The sequence below is a fragment of the Limosilactobacillus caccae genome (assembly GCF_900156885.1).
GTDB lineage: Bacteria > Bacillota > Bacilli > Lactobacillales > Lactobacillaceae > Limosilactobacillus > Limosilactobacillus caccae.
This window is the reverse complement of sequence record NZ_FTOY01000011.1, coordinates 647,702-664,350: the sequence shown is the minus strand read 5'-3', so window position 1 is coordinate 664,350 and position 16,649 is coordinate 647,702. Positions and strand designations below refer to the sequence as shown.

16 protein-coding genes are annotated in these 16,649 nt (G+C 46.8%); 15 read left to right on the top strand and 1 reads right to left on the bottom strand.

From position 1 onward, the window contains the following. Positions 1-91: 91 nt before the first annotated feature. The 13 genes from CZ502_RS09175 to CZ502_RS09115 all read left to right on the top strand — a co-directional run bounded on the left by CZ502_RS09175 (position 92) and on the right by CZ502_RS09115 (position 13,994). Positions 92-670 carry an ECF transporter S component gene (locus CZ502_RS09175; RefSeq protein ID WP_076461806.1) on the top strand — a complete coding sequence of 193 codons (579 nt, stop codon included), beginning with the start codon at positions 92-94 and terminating at the stop codon, positions 668-670. A 106-nt stretch (positions 671-776) separates the two neighbouring features. Continuing rightward, the gene (locus CZ502_RS09170) at positions 777-1,811 is read left to right on the top strand and encodes a helix-turn-helix domain-containing protein (RefSeq protein WP_076461804.1); all 1,035 of its coding nucleotides are present in this window, start codon (positions 777-779) and stop codon (positions 1,809-1,811) included. Then, the gene (locus tag CZ502_RS09165) at positions 1,807-3,252 is read left to right on the top strand and encodes a RecQ family ATP-dependent DNA helicase (RefSeq protein WP_143457294.1); all 1,446 of its coding nucleotides are present in this window, start codon (positions 1,807-1,809) and stop codon (positions 3,250-3,252) included. Before CZ502_RS09170 ends, CZ502_RS09165 begins: the two co-directional genes overlap by 5 nt. An 83-nt stretch (positions 3,253-3,335) precedes the next feature. Then, a complete protein-coding gene (locus CZ502_RS09160) occupies positions 3,336-3,920 on the top strand; it encodes a peptidoglycan-binding protein LysM (protein ID WP_076462364.1) in 585 nt (194 codons plus the stop codon). A gap of 33 nt (positions 3,921-3,953) precedes the next feature. Beyond that, the gene (cmk, locus tag CZ502_RS09155) at positions 3,954-4,640 is read left to right on the top strand and encodes a (d)CMP kinase (protein ID WP_076461800.1); all 687 of its coding nucleotides are present in this window, start codon (positions 3,954-3,956) and stop codon (positions 4,638-4,640) included. A gap of 72 nt (positions 4,641-4,712) precedes the next feature. Beyond that, positions 4,713-5,960 (top strand): 30S ribosomal protein S1, encoded by a 1,248-nt coding sequence (rpsA, locus tag CZ502_RS09150; protein ID WP_076461798.1) that lies wholly within the window; start codon positions 4,713-4,715, stop codon positions 5,958-5,960. 111 nt (positions 5,961-6,071) lie between these two features. Continuing rightward, positions 6,072-7,385: a ribosome biogenesis GTPase Der gene (der, locus tag CZ502_RS09145; protein WP_076461796.1), complete on the top strand. Its 1,314-nt coding sequence runs from the start codon at positions 6,072-6,074 to the stop codon at positions 7,383-7,385. 209 nt (positions 7,386-7,594) lie between these two features. After that, entirely contained in the window at positions 7,595-7,870 is a 276-nt protein-coding gene (locus CZ502_RS09140) for an HU family DNA-binding protein (protein WP_003717019.1), read from the top strand. A 138-nt stretch (positions 7,871-8,008) separates the two neighbouring features. Beyond that, complete coding sequence (locus CZ502_RS09135) at positions 8,009-9,271, top strand: tetratricopeptide repeat protein (RefSeq protein ID WP_076461794.1); 1,263 nt, start codon at positions 8,009-8,011, stop codon at positions 9,269-9,271. A 111-nt stretch (positions 9,272-9,382) separates the two neighbouring features. After that, complete coding sequence (locus CZ502_RS09130; RefSeq protein WP_076461792.1) at positions 9,383-10,597, top strand: CCA tRNA nucleotidyltransferase; 1,215 nt, start codon at positions 9,383-9,385, stop codon at positions 10,595-10,597. Between the two features lies 1 nt (position 10,598). After that, complete coding sequence (locus tag CZ502_RS09125; protein WP_076461790.1) at positions 10,599-12,506, top strand: ABC-F family ATP-binding cassette domain-containing protein; 1,908 nt, start codon at positions 10,599-10,601, stop codon at positions 12,504-12,506. 17 nt (positions 12,507-12,523) lie between these two features. After that, the gene (locus tag CZ502_RS09120; protein ID WP_076461788.1) at positions 12,524-13,486 is read left to right on the top strand and encodes a thymidylate synthase; all 963 of its coding nucleotides are present in this window, start codon (positions 12,524-12,526) and stop codon (positions 13,484-13,486) included. A gap of 10 nt (positions 13,487-13,496) precedes the next feature. After that, the gene (locus CZ502_RS09115) at positions 13,497-13,994 is read left to right on the top strand and encodes a dihydrofolate reductase (RefSeq protein ID WP_076461786.1); all 498 of its coding nucleotides are present in this window, start codon (positions 13,497-13,499) and stop codon (positions 13,992-13,994) included. Here CZ502_RS09115 and trhA read toward each other — a convergent pair. After that, a complete protein-coding gene (gene trhA / locus CZ502_RS09110) occupies positions 13,974-14,618 on the bottom strand; it encodes a PAQR family membrane homeostasis protein TrhA (protein ID WP_076461784.1) in 645 nt (214 codons plus the stop codon). The genes CZ502_RS09115 and trhA overlap by 21 nt on opposite strands. A 181-nt stretch (positions 14,619-14,799) precedes the next feature. On the opposite strand from trhA, the gene CZ502_RS09105 reads away from it, so the two are divergent. Then, positions 14,800-15,642: a DegV family protein gene (locus tag CZ502_RS09105; RefSeq protein WP_076461782.1), complete on the top strand. Its 843-nt coding sequence runs from the start codon at positions 14,800-14,802 to the stop codon at positions 15,640-15,642. A 73-nt stretch (positions 15,643-15,715) separates the two neighbouring features. Continuing rightward, entirely contained in the window at positions 15,716-16,648 is a 933-nt protein-coding gene (locus CZ502_RS09100; RefSeq protein ID WP_076462362.1) for an SGNH/GDSL hydrolase family protein, read from the top strand. The last annotated feature ends 1 nt before the right edge of the window (position 16,649 follow it).

The window sequence follows — 16,649 nt, the reverse complement described above, 5'->3', positions numbered from 1 at the left end:
TTATTTGCGTTGCTGGCAAACCGCGGTTTGTCGCAACGCTTTTTTAATACAGAATGCCAACTGAAGGCAATCTCAATTGGAGGTTGTTATTATGACAGTAACGCATCAACGAATTCAGCGCTTGGTAGGGATCGCCTGCTTCAGTGCGTTAGCTTTTATTTTAATGTTTTTCGAATTTCCAATTTTGCCGATGGCCCCGTATTTAAAGCTTGATTTTTCTGATGTCCCGGTTTTGCTAGGGGGCTTTATTTATGGGCCAGTCGGCGGAATCCTGATTGCGGCGATTAAGTGTTTAATTCACGGCATGGTCCGTGGCCTCTCGCCGGCAGAACTAATCGGGATTAGCAGTGATTTTATTTCATCGCTCGCAATGCTATTACCATTCTGCTGGGTTTGGCGGCACCAAAATTGGAGCGGCAAAAAGCAAGCAGTTATCGGGATCACTATTGCGACTGTTACCATAACCATTGTGATGTCCCTGCTCAATCTCTGGGTTTTGACACCGCTTTATATGGCTGTCTGGCACTGGAAATCGACGCTCCCAGTAGCTCAGTTAGTGGCGGTGGGCGTCTTACCATTTAACATTATTAAGGGTTTGCTTGTTTCAATTGTCTACATCATTATCGCAGCCCACTTGCAAACATGGTTGAAACAGCACCGAATGAGATAGGAGAAGGCACGTTTTCATTGTGAAAGCGTGCTTTTTTATCTTCCGCTATTTTTTGTGGTAAGATTTGAAATAAAATACGTATATATATTATAAGGGGGTGAAGTGGATGACCGAGAGCATGTTGCGTTTTTTTAGTTACCAGCAGCCGCGGCGGATAAGGGTCGTAGAAAATGTTTTAAAAAGTCGCCGAACCGTTGCAAACCTGTTCTGGGCGCAGCAGTATGGAATTTTACCATGGCTGGGAGCAAACAGGCGGCTTTCAAGAGCAGACTATGACCATGCAATTGCAAGCTTAGTGGAGCAGGAATTACTCCGCGTTGATGAAGAAAAGCAAGCACTGTTGACCGAAAAGGGGGTCGCGGTGCTAGAAAATAAGCGTCCGCAGTTGTATGAGCCATCGTTTTATGCCTGGTTTTGGCTCGCTAATACATCCCGGTTGATGGAACGCCTCTTGCTAGCAGTTCAAGTGGTATCTGAGTATTCGTATCACCAGCGAAAATATGTCCCCCTTCAGTTACCGTACAGCGAGATGCAGGCAGTGAAGCAGTGGTTTCGGCAAAACTATTCGCCAACGGTTGTTAAGCATTTTTATGATGACCTTCATCGCTTTAGTGCTGCAATCGCTAGTGAAGATGAGAAGTTAGCTGTTGATTTTGTTAATATGCTGGTAGGTCACGGCACTGCCGGCTGGACACTTGAGCAGGCAGGACAGTACCTGCAAATGCCATTAACGGAGGTCGGCTTTTTGCGTCATGATGAAATGCTGGCCCTTGCGGCCTATGCTGCCAAACTGACTGGCCCGCTGCAGCAACTATTAGGACCACTATTAAATACGAGCCCATTAACGCACAGTGCGCAACTTAGCCTTGGATCCTACCAGCGGGGCTTCACGATTGGTCAGATTGCCAAGCAACGGCGCCTAAAAGAAAATACCGTGCGCGAACACTTATTAGAAGCGGCAATTATGACCCCAGACCAGCTAAAATGGGAACAACTTTTGCCAGCACAGCTTCGCGATCAACTTAGCCAGCAGTATAAGGGAGCGGCGACTGGTTGGCACTATCAGGGACCAGCGAATGATAACCAAGGATTTTTTGAATTTCGCTTATACCAAATTTATCAAGGAGGAAAGCATGATTGATTATGAAAAGAAAATAAACCAGCTCCTCCATGACCAGTTTGGTTTTGCCCGCTTTCGACCGGGACAAGAGGAAACGATTCGGGCGGTTCTTGACCACCGCAACACCCTTGCCGTCTTGCCGACAGGGGCGGGGAAGTCCCTCTTGTACCAGCTACCTGGATACCTGTTTGCCGGGACGGTAATTATCATTTCACCCCTAATTTCCTTGATGCAAGACCAAGTTGACCGGCTCCACCGACAAGGAGAGAGCGCTGTGGTGATGCTCAACGGACAGCTCGTCGGTCCAGAACGGCGGCGGGTGTTAGGACAGTTAGGGCGTTTTCGCTTCGTATTTATTTCCCCTGAGATGTTAGCAAACGAGACAGTCCTAGCGGCTTTTGCCCGGGTTAAAATATCATTATTGGTGGTTGACGAGGCACACTGCATTTCGCAATGGGGCCCTGACTTCCGGCCGGAATACTTACTATTAAAAGAGATCCGTCACCGGTTAGGAGATCCGCGGACACTGCTCCTTACGGCGACAGCTACGCCCGCTGTGCGACAAGATATTCTCGCTAAAATGGGGCTAGCGGCTAGCGACGTGGCGGTGATTGTCCAGTCAGTCGACCGGTCAAATATCTTTTTGGCCGTGAAAAACACCACGGGACAAGCCGACAAACAAGAAGAATTGCTTGCCCTGGTAAATAAGTACCAGGGGCCGGGGGTGATTTACTTTGCTAGTCGCAAGCTCGCCAGCCAGATGGCAGCCTGGCTTACCAGTAAGACGACACTAAATGTTGCCGCTTACCACGCGGGAGTAACGGCGGTTGAGCGGTTCCGCATTCAAGAACAGTTTATGAACAACCAGTTACAGGTAATCTGTGCAACCAGTGCATTTGGGATGGGGATTGATAAAAACGACATCCGCTATGTCATTCACTTCCACCTGCCCAGCAATTTGGAAAACTACCTGCAAGAGATTGGCCGGGCTGGCCGTGACGGGAAGCAGAGCATTGCCATCCTTTTGTATTCTGCCGGCGATGAGCTGATCCAGCGCCAGTTGACCACTATTACTGTCCCACCAGTGGAAATTTTAGCCCAGGTTAAACAGGGGAAGCTTGCCCCAGCAGTTTTAGGGGAGCAAGCCGACCTATTTAGTTTTTATTTGCAGCATAACTTTGCCCCAGCCCAAATTGCCCGGGCCTTTAACCGGCGCCAGCAGCAGCTTGAACGGGAGCTACAGCAATTATTGGCGTATGTCCACAGTGATGGTTGTCGTCGCGAATACATCCTGCACTATTTTGGTGAGAATTTAAGGGCGCGGCCGTCATACTGCTGCGACAATGATGAAGCAGATATTGATGAAGTACCGATTGAAACCTCATTAAGCACCCATCCCACAGACACAACTGCTGACTGGGCTAGTCAGTTGCGGCGATTGCTAAATATTACTGAAAGGTAAAGTTTCTAAGTGTTGCTAGACAAGTATGAAAGCTTTGCGATACAATCAGAATGTTAAATTCAACAGAAGGAGGCATGATTGAGGTGAGTGAAGAACGGAAGGAAAGCCGACGGGCAAATGATGAATTATGGGATAAAAAGTTTGCCGACACTGAGGACTTTGATAGTGAAGGTCACCTGTCGCGAACCGAACACCGCAAGCAACGGTCGCATAATTCAATGATTACGACGATCTTGATTGTGCTGATTATCATTTTAGCGGCGGCGCCAGTTATTTACTGGGTTAATAACAAGCAATCATTTAACCATCCAGCGCGGTCAGAACAGGTTGCTTTGAGTTCAGATTCTAGTAAAAAAAAAGCATCGCGCAGCTCTAGTTCTTCTGCAAAGAAGAAACACCACAAGAGTAGCGAAAGCAGCTCTTCTTCGTCATCATCTGTGGCTTCAGAGTCGTCTTCTAGTGAAATGAGCCAAAATTATAGCAGTGCGCCACAGTCGAGTACATATACTAGTAGCTATAATCATTATGGCAATGGTTATAATCGCTACAATAATGGCTACGGGAACCGTAATACCACGTCAAATAGGTATTACCGCAACTACAATAATGGACAGAATTACAACCGTTATGGTAATAGCACGGAAACGTCGCGGTACAATTACCGTTAGCGACTGGTTAATATAGAGGAGTGAAGACAAATAATGGCTAAGGGATTACAAGTAGCAATTGATGGCCCCGCATCCGCAGGGAAGAGTACGGTGGCAAAGCTTGTTGCAAAGAAGTTTAACTATGTTTACTGTGACACGGGAGCAATGTACCGGACAGTTACGCTGGCTGCCTTGAATAAGGGCATTGATGTTGCCGACCACGAGGCAGTGGCGGCACTTGCAAAGGAGATTACAATCAGCTTTAAGCCGGGCGAAGAAGAACAGCGGGTTTTCTTAGATGGACGAGAAGTCACCCGTGACATCCGTTTACCCAAAGTTGCCGAAAATGTGTCCGCAGTTGCCGCAATCCCGGCAGTCCGGACAGAAATGACGAACCAACAACGGCAGATTGCCGCTGCTGGTGGTATTGTGATGGATGGTCGGGATATTGGGACGACTGTCTTGCCGGATGCGCCGGTTAAGATTTTCATGGTTGCTACGGCCCACGAAAGGGCACGGCGGCGCTATGTTGAAAATAAGGCAAAAGGCATTGATACGGTGAGCCTCGAAGAACTTCAAAAGGCAATTGAACTCCGGGATAAAAAGGATTCAACAAGAAAGGTTTCACCATTGACGCAGGCCCCGGATGCGGTGCGGTTAGATACAACAAATCTCACAATTGATGAAGTTGTCGACGAGATTAGTAAAATAATTAAAAAAACAGCAGATGAATTAGCTTAAATACTGGAAATATTGTTTGGTTTTTAGTAAAATAGCTTTTAGAGTTGATTGTTGCAAGGAGGATTTTTTTTAATGGCTGAAAACAATGAAAAGAACAACGATATGTTAAAGGCTCTTGATAGCATCGAAACTGTAAAGGTGGGCGATGTTGTCAAGGGTGAAGTTTTGGCAATCGATGACGATCGTCAAGCTATCGTTGGAATCAAAGATGCAGGGGTTGAAGGTGTCGTCCCTGCTAAGGAATTATCAACCAAGCCAGTTGAAGACATCAATGATGCTGTAAAAGTAGGTGACGAATTAGACTTAGTTGTCATTTCCAAGATCGGTAACGACAAGGAAAATGGTAGCTACTTGCTTTCTCACCGCCGTCTTGAAGCTCGTAAGGTATGGGATGACATTCAAAAGAAGGCTGATGATGGTGAAACCATTACAGCTAAGGTTACCCAAGCCGTTAAGGGCGGATTGGTCGTTGATGCTGGAGTACGTGGCTTCGTCCCTGCTTCAATGATTACTGACCACTATGTTGAAGACTTGAACCAATTCAAGGGTCAAGAACTTGAATTCAAGATCGTTGAAATTGAACCAAGTGAAAACCGCTTGATCCTTTCTCACAAGGAAATCGTTCAAGCTCAACACGAAGAAGCTGCCGAAAAGGTATTTGCTGAATTACAACCAGGTGACGTTGTCGAAGGTAAGGTTGCCCGGATGACTAACTTTGGTGCATTTATCGACCTCGGTGGTGTTGATGGGTTAGTTCACGTTTCTGAAATTTCATACGATCACGTTGACAAGCCAGCTGATGTTTTGACTGCCGGTCAAGATGTTAAGGTTAAGGTATTGAGCGTTGATCCTGAACGTGAACGGATTTCATTATCCATTAAGCAAACATTACCTGGACCATGGGATGACATCGAAGAAAAGGCTCCAGTAGACAGCGTATTAACTGGTACTGTTAAGCGTTTGACTAGCTTTGGTGCTTTTGTTGAAGTATTCCCTGGTGTTGAAGGTTTAGTTCACATTTCACAAATCTCACACAAGCACATTGCTACACCTGCTGATGTTCTTAAGCCAGGTCAAGAAGTTAAGGTTAAGGTTATCAACGTTGATGCCGAACGCCAACGTCTTGGTTTATCAATGAAGGCTCTTGAAGAACGTCCAAAGGATGAAGAGAACAACAATAACAACGGTGAAAACTACCGTGGTCGTCGTCGTTCTCGTCGGAATAACAACCGGAGCTTCATGAACAATGCTCCAGAAGAAGAAAGTGGCTTCTCAATGGGTGACTTAATTGGTGACAAGCTTAAGGACCTTCGGAACTAGTTTCTTAAAATAATTATCTTTTAAGGGGAGGCCGGGAAAACATTGTTTTTCCGGCCTCTTCTTATTCTAAATCTTACCCGATCAAAGGAGAAAAGAAAGAAGGTGGCAAGATTGGCAAATCCAATCGTCGCAGTTGTTGGCCGGCCAAATGTTGGCAAGTCAACACTGTTTAATCGTATTGCTGGTGAGCGGATCTCAATTGTTGAGGATACTCCTGGCGTAACGCGGGACCGGATATACGCTCACGCTGAATGGCTTGGCAAGCACTTTAGTATGATCGATACCGGTGGAATTGAAATCTCTGACCAGCCCTTGCTGACCCAGATTCGACAACAAGCCGAAATCGCGATCGATGAAGCGGACGTTATTATCCTGGTAGTTGATGTCGAAAATGGGGTTACCGATGCTGATGAGCAGGTTGCCCGGATCCTTTACCGGTCAAATAAGCCCGTCGTCCTCGCCGTGAATAAGGTTGATAATCCGGAACGACGTAGTGACATCTATGATTATTATTCACTCGGTCTTGGTGAGCCCTATGCTGTTTCTAGTGTCCACGGAATTGGAATGGGGGACCTGTTGGATGCGGTTATTAAAAAGTTCCCTGATAACCAAGCTAATGAAGCGGACGATAGTATCCACTTTAGCTTCATCGGGCGGCCTAATGTTGGAAAATCGTCCCTAGTCAATGCAATCCTCGGTGAAAACCGGGTAATTGTCTCCAATGTTGCCGGGACGACTCGTGATGCGATCAACACCCGGTTTACCGCTAAAAACGGGCAAGAGTTTACAATGGTTGATACTGCCGGGATTCGGAAGAAAGGGAAGATCTACGAAAATACCGAGCGCTACTCCCTGATGCGGTCAATGCGGGCAATTGATGATAGTGATGTTGTCCTTGTGGTATTAAATGCGGAAGAAGGGATCCGTGAGCTTGATAAGCACATTGCTGGTTATGCTCATGAAGCCGGCTGTGGGGTAATTATCGTGGTTAACAAGTGGGATACACTGAAAGAAAAGGACCACCGGACAATGACCGACTTCACGAATCTTATCCGGCAAGAGTTCCAGTACCTAAGTTATGCCCCCATTATTTTTGTTTCCGCAAAGACCCACCAACGGCTTAACCAGTTGCCAGAAATGATTGAGTCAGTTTACGACCACCACCGGCAACGAATCCAGTCAGCAGTGTTAAACGACGTCTTGATGGATGCAATTGCGGCTAACCCGACACCGACGCAAAATGGTCGCCGGCTCCGGGTCTACTATGGCACCCAGGTGGCCACTGAACCGCCAACATTTGTTATTTTTGTAAACGACCCTGACCTGATGCACTTCTCTTATGCGCGTTACCTGGAAAACCAGATCCGGAAAGCATTCGACTTTTCCGGTACGCCAATTCACCTGATTAAGCGCCAGCGGCAATGAAAATTTATGAAAAGGTCGCTGAAATTAAAAAAACCTTAAAAATGCGGCGAGAAGTTAGTAAAACCGCTTGCCAGCAGGGTTTCACTATGCTAATCTTAACATTGAAATGATACGAACTTCTCGTAATTATTTCGTTAATTTTGGACCACTCAAAATTAACATTCACTGACGAGTGATTTGCTCCTCGTTGATTGTGGGAGGTGAAACACATGGCAAATAAGGCAGAATTAGTAAGCAATGTTGCAACTGCAACTGGCTTAACCAAGAAGGATGCTACTGCTGCTGTTGATGCTGTATTTAGCTCAATCCAAGCATCTTTAGCTAAGGGTGAAAAGGTTCAATTAATCGGCTTCGGTAACTTCGAAGTACGTCAACGTGCTGCACGTAAGGGCCGCAACCCACAAACTGGTCAAGAAATCCAAATTCCTGCAAGCAAGGTACCAGCATTTAAGCCTGGTAAAGCTTTAAAGGATGCTGTTAAGTAATTAACAGTTAAAAACGAAAAGATGATGGTTGATATTTGTCAATCATCATCTTTTTTTGTTTACAGATAATTTGTGATCCATGCGTAATCAGGGGGATTATGCTATATTTAATAGTGATTATAAAAGGGAGGGCATGAGATGACCTACTCAGAACAGATGATTGACCAACTAGAAGCTGGTAAGTTGAAAGAAGCAGAAAACTCCTTTAAGTTAGCCTTGAAAAATGACGATGATGAGATGTTGTTTAGCTTGGCAGAAGAACTTTACGGCCTTGGCTTCTTGCAGCAAGCCCGGACAATCTATTTACAGCTCCTTGACCAGTACCCGGACGAAGATGAGCTCCGGACGAACCTGGCGACGATTGCCATTGACGAAGGACACAATGATGAAGCCTTGTCGTACCTGGCCCAGGTGCGCCCCGGCTCAGCAGCTTACCTCGAATCGTTACTGGTGGCAGCTGACTTGTACCAGACCGAAGAAGAATTTGAGGTAACTGAAGAAAAGCTGAAAGAAGCATATGACCTTGCTCCTGATGAGCCAGCTGTTCAATTTGCGCTGGGGGAGTTTTACTTTCTGATTGGCCGGTATGCGGAGGCAATTAATTATTATTTCCAGCTGATTAAAAATGGTTACACTGACTTTGCTAAGGTTGATATTGCCGGTCGTTTGGGAATGGCCTACGCCCAAAGTGGGCAGTTTAAACAGGCCCTGGGTTACTTGACCCAGGTTAAGCCGGAATACCAGACTACCGATATTCGCTTCCAGACGGGACTGACCCAGTTGCAGCTGGGGAACACAGAAGATGCGATTAAGACGCTGGAAAACTTGATTAAAGAAGATGACCAGTACGCATCAGCCTACCCCGAGTTGGCACGCGCCTATGAAAAGGAAAATAAATTCCAGCAAGCCTTGCGAACAGTGCAAGAGGGGTTAGCGGTTGACCAGTATAATGAGCATTTGTACGCCTTAGCAGCTGAAATCACCAGTCACTTAGGCAACCAGCAGCTGATGAAAAAATACCTCTTAAAGGCCCATGACCTTGCCCCTGATAACATGACAATCACGCTGCAGTACAGTAATTTTCTCCTTCACCAGCATGATGATGAGACAAATATTAAGCTGTTGAGTCCGCTGGTTAAAGAAGACGAGACTGACCCACAACTTTACTGGAACCTGGCGCGTTCTTACCAGCGAACAGGAAAGTTCGACCTGGCAGGAAAATACTATCAGGCAGCATTACCAGCTTATAGCGAAAACCCAACTTTCCTGAAGGAACTGATTAACTATTACCGGGAAGCTGGCGAGACAGACCAGTTGATGGACGAATTGGAACACTACCTGCGTTTAGTACCGACGGATATGGAAATGCAAGACTTATATGACCAGTATGAAGACTATTAATATCGGAAATAGGAGTTCAGCGTTAGATTGATTTGCGTTGTGAGCTCCTTTTTCGTCTGCACTTAATTTGCTATAATCATCTTTGACTAAATAAAGAGGACTTGATTAAAAATGATAATTAAACAATTACCAACCATTTTTGAACCAGCGCGGCCGGTCTTACAAAAGATTGAAGCAGCTGGCTATGAAGCATACTTTGTCGGTGGCTGTGTCCGGGATACGATCTTGCATGACCCAATTCACGATATCGACATTGCGACCAGTGCTTACCCTAGTGAAATCAAGTCAATTTTTAAGCGGACGGTTGATACGGGAATTGAACACGGAACCGTGATGATCCTTGACCACGGGACAGGGTACGAGACGACAACTTTCCGGACTGAATCAGGGTACCAAGACTACCGCCGCCCAGACAGTGTGACCTTTGTGCGGTCGCTAAGTGAGGACTTACAGCGGCGTGATTTTACGATCAATGCGCTGGCCTTAAAAGAAAATGGGGAAGTGGTCGACCTCTTTGATGGCCTAGGTGACCTGAAGCGCCGGCTTATCCGCGCCGTTGGTGACCCCAACGAACGTTTCCACGAAGATGCTTTGCGGATGATGCGGGCGGTTCGTTTCGCCAGCAAGCTTGACTTTACGATTGACCAGCCGACATTGACGGGGATTAAGGAAAATGCCCCCCTGCTGGCAAAAATTGCGGTGGAGCGAATCCGGGTCGAATTTGAAAAGCTATTGTTAGGGCAAAATCCGGTTGCCGGGTTAAAGGACTTTATTGCGACTGGCCTGTACCGTTACTGCCCCGGGATGGCAACCGCTGGCCAGCAGTTGACTGCCTTGCTAGTTTTGAACCAGTGGCAGCTTGAAAATGAGGCCCAGGTATGGGCAACGGTTTGCCTGCAGCTAGGAATCACCGACCGGCCAGCAGTCAATAAGTTTCTCAAGCAGTGGAAGACGGCTAATGACTTAATTGCCCAAGTAAATAAGATAATTCCAGCCGTCCAGGCCTTCCACCAGGGACAAGTAACCCCGAACCTGCTTTTTAAGACTGGCTGGCAAGCATTAGCGGACGCCAACCAGGTAGCTAAGCTATATGGCTGGGCAATTCAGGATGAACAGTTACAAGAAGAATACGCAAAGCTACCGATCAAAAATGGTAAGGAGCTTGCAATCAATGGCGGGATGCTGATCAAACAGGCAAATATCAAGCCGGGACCATTAATGGGTAAACTGATTAACCAGTTGACCTTCGCGGTGGTGAACGGTGACCTCCCTAATGAGGCAGAAGTACTACTAGACACAGCACGACAGATGGCAAAAGAGGGATAATATGCAAACAATGCGCGCAGAAGGCTTAACAAGCACGTACGGTGAAAAGACACTATTCGATAACGTTTCATTTATCATCAATGAAAATGACCGGATTGGGTTGATCGGGGTAAATGGTAGTGGGAAGACCAGCCTCCTTAACGTAATCAGCGGGGAAGTAAATCCTGAAGGCGGTGGCGAGATCACCAAGCCAAACGACTACTCGATTGGCTACCTTAAACAACAGCCAGAACTAGACGAAACCAAGATAATCATGGCGGCTGTTTTTGATGGTAACCAGCCGGTCTTTAAGACGATTCGGGAGTATGAACTTGCCTTAGACCGGTTTACCAAGCACCCACAAGACCCCCAAGCGATGGACCACTACACGAAGATGCAGGCAAGAATGGACCAGGAAGATGCCTGGGAAGCCGACAGTCGGGTTAAAACAATTCTGACCCAGTTGAAAATTAATGACGTTAGCCAAAAAATCAGTGAATTATCCGGGGGTCAGCAAAAGCGGGTCGGCCTAGCACAGGTGTTAATTCAGCAGCCAGACCTCTTGTTATTAGACGAACCGACTAACCACCTCGACCTTGACTCCGTTGTCTGGCTCCAAGACTTTTTAGCTTCTTATAGGGGCGCAGTTCTCGTCGTTACCCACGACCGGTACTTCTTAGACCAGGTTACTAACCATATCTGGGAACTTTCATTCGGGAAACTTTACCACTATGACGGTAATTACCAAGACTTTGTCGCCAAGAAGGCAGAACGGGTTGAATTGGCAAAGGATACCGAACGGAAGAACCAGCAGATGTACAAGAAGGAACTGGCCTGGATGCGGACGGGAGCAAAGGCCCGGTCAACGAAGCAAAAGGGGCGGATCAATCGCTTCCATGAACTGGAAGGAAAAATTGGCAACTTACAGACGGATGAAGACATTTCAATCAACCTGGGCTCCCAACGGCTGGGAAAGGACGTTATCCAGTTTAAGGATGCGGCCTTGCACTTCGATAACCACCAGATCTTAACGGACTTCAACTGGCTTGTGCAGGCCGGGGACCGGATTGGGATTACCGGCGAAAACGGGGCCGGGAAGACGAGCCTCTTAAACGTAATTGCCCAGCGCGTTCCGCTTGATAGTGGGGTGTTAAAGATTGGGGAAACCGTAAAACTCGGTTACTACACCCAGCAGACGGAGGGAATTGACGACAGTAAACGGATGATCAGCTTTTTGACGGAGATTGCTGATAACGTCACGGATAAGGACGGCAATAAGCTCAGTGTCACCCAGCTATTGGAACGGTTCCTTTTTCCACGGTTCATGCACGGAACGCTGATTCGGAAGCTATCCGGTGGGGAAAAGCGGCGGCTGTACTTGCTAAAGATCTTGATGCAACAGCCGAACGTACTATTACTGGACGAACCGACAAATGACCTTGATATTGGGACCTTGACTGTCCTTGAGGGTTACTTCGATAACTTTGCTGGGACGGTTATTACGGTTTCCCACGACCGCTACTTCCTCGATAAGGTGGCGGATGACTTGTTGATCTTCCACGGTAACGGGGACATTCAACGCTACACTGGTCGCTTTACGGACTACTTAAAGCAGCAACAGCAACAAGCAGAGCAAGCCCAGGGAAATAGGGCGAGCCAAAAAGCGGCTGCAAAAAAACAGGCCCCTAAAGAGCAGCCGGCAAAAAAGGAAAAGACGAAGCTAACTTATGCGGAAAAGCTTGAGTGGGACAAGATTGATGAAGAATTGGAAAAGCTTGACCAACAACATGATGAGATTGAAAAAGAAATGGCTGAAGCTGCCAGCAACTACCCACGGTTAGCGGAATTGCAGAAGAAGTTAAATGAAGTGCAAAAGGCAATTGACGAAAAAACTGCTCGGTGGGAATACCTTAGTAATTACGTCGAATAGCGATAAGGAGAATCACGATGGCAACAAACATAAACGAAGAACAATACCTAAACTTAGCGCGTTACGTCTTGGAAAACGGTCACGAGAAGCATGACCGGACAGGCACGGGTACGCGGTCAGTCTTTGGCTACCAGATGCGCTTTGACCTTAATAAGGGTTTTCCCCTCCTAACGACGAAGAAGGTGCCATTTGGCTTAATCAAGAGTGAACTCCTTTGGTTCTTGCGGGGGGACACCAATATTCGTTTCCTACTTCAACATAAGAACCATATCTGGGATGAATGGGCATTTAAGAAATGGGTTGAAAGCCCGGAATACAAGGGACCAGATATGACCGATTTTGGCCACCGCTGGTTAGTAGATTCAGAATTCAAGAAGGTGTACTTACAGGAAAAGAAGACCTTCTGTGATCGGATTTTAACTGATGATGAATTTGCAAAGAAATACGGCGACCTCGGCCTGGTATATGGCAGTCAGTGGCGGCACTGGCAAACCAGTAAGGGGGGAACGATTGACCAAATTGCCAACGTTATTCACCAGATTAAGACCACCCCTGATTCCCGGCGGATGATTGTTTCGGCGTGGAACCCTGAGGACGTTCCTTCAATGGCGTTACCACCATGTCACACCATGTTCCAGTTTTACGTCAATGATGGGAAGCTAAGTTGCCAACTTTACCAAAGAAGTGCTGATATCTTCTTAGGGGTACCATTTAACATCGCCAGCTATGCTTTGCTAACACATATGATTGCCCACCAGTGTGGCCTTGGCGTCGGTGACTTTGTCCATACTTTAGGGGATGCTCACATTTACCTGAACCACTTGGACCAGGTAAAAGAGCAGCTGTCCCGGACGCCGCACCAAGCACCAGAATTAGTCTTACCAGCAGCGGCGAAGGCAATTGACCAGTATGAGATGGCTGACATTAAGCTGACTGGCTACCACCATGAGCCAGCGATCAAGGCCCCGGTTGCCGTTTAGGAGGAAAAAGATGAGTGAATTAAGTTTTATTTGGGCAGAGGACCTCGACGGTTGGATTGGTAAGGACAATAAGATTCCCTGGCATGTACCAGCGGACATGAAATTCTTTAAGGAAACGACGATGGGCCACCCAATCATCATGGGACGCCGGACCTTTGCCTCGCTGGGTGACCGCCCCCTTCCTGGCCGGAAAAACATTATCTTGACCCGTCAGCACTTGGTAAATAATGGGATTGCGGTAATTCATTCGGTTGCTGAAATGCAGGCGTTAGTCAACCAGCAGCCGGGAGATTACTTTGTCATCGGTGGAGCAAACGTGTACCAGCAAGTGCTCGCTCAGGCTACCCGGCTTTACCGGACAGTAATCAACCAACATGTCGATGGTGATACAAAAATGCCAACGATCGATTATGACCGTTGGCACTTGGTTCACCGTGATTCCGTTGAGGAAAATGGTAGTGTTATTTGCTGGTTTGAAGAATGGCGGTTAAACGTAGAGGAGGATTGAAAAATACATTAGGGCGGTCCCGATTAGGACGAAGAAATGCCAGATGAGGTGGGTATACTGGGTCGGCCGACTGTAAAGTAATGCACCGAGTGTAAAGGCCACCCCACCGCAAAAGAGCAGGCCAAAACCGACCGGCCCTAGTGCATGCCACAAGGGAACAAAGGCGACCACACACAGCCAGCCCATTAGGACGTAAATGAGGGTCGACCACTTACTTTTTTTCTTTAACCAGATGCTCTTATAGATAACGCCGAGGACCGCGATTCCCCAGACGATACCAAAAATTGTCCAGCCCAACCAGCCACCAATGCTAACGAGGCAGTATGGCGTATAGGTGGCAGCAATTAAAATATATATCATTGCGTGATCAAATATCTGAAAGAGGTGCTTAGCACGGGTGAAGACAAGGGCGTGGAACAGGGTTGACGAGAGGTAAAAGAGGACCAGGATGCTCCCGTAAATTGTAAAGGTGACAACCCGCATGGGGCTACCAGTGTGGACTGCCCGGATAATCAGCAAGACGAGGCCGGCGATTGCAAGCGCCGCACCAATACCGTGTGAGATTGCGTTGCCGATTTCAATTAAGATTGTTTGCCGCCGATCTGGTTGTTTTTGTGTTCCCATCAAAAGACTCCTTTCAAGTAACGTCAATGAATTATCTAATTATTTTTGGTATACTAATGAATAGCAATTAACCCTACAAAAGAATACTAAATTGAGTATAATAGTATTTGAAACTAATTATCTAGTATTCAATACCAGATAATTATAGCACATAAATCATTCAGGAAGAGTGGTAAGTTCCATGGCAAAGATTAAAATTGTTTGTGACTCTTCAGCTGGTTTAACTGAAGAAGAAATAAAAAAATATGACATTACGATTATACCATTAACCGTGATGATTGACGGGACCGTGTACGTTGAACGTGAGACAATTACCAACGACCAGTTCCCCACAATGATGAAGAATGCAAAGTCACTGCCAAAGACCTCCCAGCCGCCAATCGGGAAGTTTGTTGACGCCTTTAATGAGCTTGGTAAGGATGGCAGTGAAGTGCTTTGTGTGACGATGATGGAGTCAATCAGCGGGACCGTGCATGCTGCGCAGCAAGCTGCGGAGATGACACAAACAAAGGTAACTGTCTATGATTCACAAACGACTGACCAGGGAATGGCCTTTCAGATCGTGGAAGCTGCCCAAGTAATTGAAAATGGTGGCTCGGTTGAAGATGCGATCGCAAAGATGAAAGAAGTGCTAAGCAAGTCTAAGCTTTACTTGGCAATCGACAACCTTGATAACTTAGTTGCTGGTGGCCGGATTAGCAAATTTGCCGGGGCCCTTTCAAACCTGTTGAATATCAAGGTGATGCTTGAAGTCGCTGGTGGCCAGATTCATATTAAGATGAAGGGCCGGGGGATGAAAGCAATTCACAAGGAATGGGATAAGATTCTTGCGGAGATGAAGGAAGGACCACAGGTAAAGAGTGTGGGGATTTCCCATGTCGAAGCGGGCAAGGAAGTCGACCGCTTGCTGGCCGGCGTCGAAGAGATCTGTCCCGGCAAAAAGGTGATTGTCCGTGAGACGGTACCAATCATTGCTACCCATACGGGGATGGGGGCATGTTGTTTGCTGTATTATACCGAATAGCTAAGGAGTTACTAAGGAGGCTGGGATAATCTCAGCCTTTTTTGCACTTTCAATGGATAAGGGGATGAGACAGATGAAGAGATGGAAGGGATGGCTACCAGTCTTTTTAATCGGAGCTGTTTTAATCGGTGGTGGCTATTACTTAATGACTGGTTCACAGTCTTCTTCAACCAGTAGTTCGCGGGTTGCCCAACCACAACCGCAGTATGTTGAGAAGAAAAATGTGAAGTTAGTTGCACTTGGCGATTCACTGACTCATGGTCAGGGAGATGAGGCCAATGAGGGCGGCTATGTCGGGGTAATTAAAAGTAAGATTGAAAAGAAGTATCACCATACGACGGTTGCGACGGTTAACTACGGGGTGACTGGTGACCGTTCTGATCAAATTTTAGCTCGCCTAAACCAGCAACCGCAGTTACGCAAGGATCTCAAGAGCGCTGACGTCATCACAATGACAGTCGGCGGTAATGACCTAATGCAGATTTTAGAGAAAAATGTGATGGGGTCTGAGGCCCAGGTCACAAAGAGTGTCGATGCCGGTGAAAAGACCTACCAGCAAAAGCTGACGAAGCTCTTTAGCGCTGTGCGGAAGGAAAACCCACGGGCACCGATCTTTGTTATGAGTATCTACAATCCCTTTTATGCATACTTTCCCGACGTGCGGATCATCAACCAGTCGATAGATCAGTGGAACCAAACAACGCGTGACACGATGGGTGCCTACCAGGGGATGTACTTTGTCAATATTGATAAGTTGATGACGTATGGTCAGTATCAGACTAAGAGTGAGCAAAAGCAGCTCCTCCAAGAAGAAAAGACAGCTAACCAGGGCAAGGTGAGTCAAGCCCGGGTAATCAATATCATGAACCATAAGGATAAGAATCTGAATAAATATATCTCAACCGACGACAATTTCCACCCTAACCATACAGGGTATGTACAAATTGCCAATAAGCTATTTCAATCAATGACAAAGCACGATAGTTGGGAATATGTACGGAGGTAAC

Bases quoted from the DNA above. Each gene is read 5' to 3' on its own strand.
- CZ502_RS09115 (WP_076461786.1), top strand. From the start codon at position 13,497: ATGAGTGAATTAAGTTTTATTTGGGCAGAGGACCTCGACGGTTGGATT.
- CZ502_RS09120 (WP_076461788.1), top strand. From the start codon at position 12,524: ATGGCAACAAACATAAACGAAGAACAATACCTAAACTTAGCGCGTTAC.
- rpsA (WP_076461798.1), top strand. From the start codon at position 4,713: ATGGCTGAAAACAATGAAAAGAACAACGATATGTTAAAGGCTCTTGAT.
- CZ502_RS09125 (WP_076461790.1), top strand. From the start codon at position 10,599: ATGCAAACAATGCGCGCAGAAGGCTTAACAAGCACGTACGGTGAAAAG.
- CZ502_RS09105 (WP_076461782.1), top strand. From the start codon at position 14,800: ATGGCAAAGATTAAAATTGTTTGTGACTCTTCAGCTGGTTTAACTGAA.
- cmk (WP_076461800.1), top strand. From the start codon at position 3,954: ATGGCTAAGGGATTACAAGTAGCAATTGATGGCCCCGCATCCGCAGGG.
- CZ502_RS09135 (WP_076461794.1), top strand. From the start codon at position 8,009: ATGACCTACTCAGAACAGATGATTGACCAACTAGAAGCTGGTAAGTTG.
- CZ502_RS09170 (WP_076461804.1), top strand. From the start codon at position 777: ATGACCGAGAGCATGTTGCGTTTTTTTAGTTACCAGCAGCCGCGGCGG.
- CZ502_RS09100 (WP_076462362.1), top strand. From the start codon at position 15,716: ATGAAGAGATGGAAGGGATGGCTACCAGTCTTTTTAATCGGAGCTGTT.
- CZ502_RS09130 (WP_076461792.1), top strand. From the start codon at position 9,383: ATGATAATTAAACAATTACCAACCATTTTTGAACCAGCGCGGCCGGTC.
- CZ502_RS09175 (WP_076461806.1), top strand. From the start codon at position 92: ATGACAGTAACGCATCAACGAATTCAGCGCTTGGTAGGGATCGCCTGC.
- trhA (WP_076461784.1), bottom strand. From the start codon at position 14,618: ATGGGAACACAAAAACAACCAGATCGGCGGCAAACAATCTTAATTGAA.
- CZ502_RS09140 (WP_003717019.1), top strand. From the start codon at position 7,595: ATGGCAAATAAGGCAGAATTAGTAAGCAATGTTGCAACTGCAACTGGC.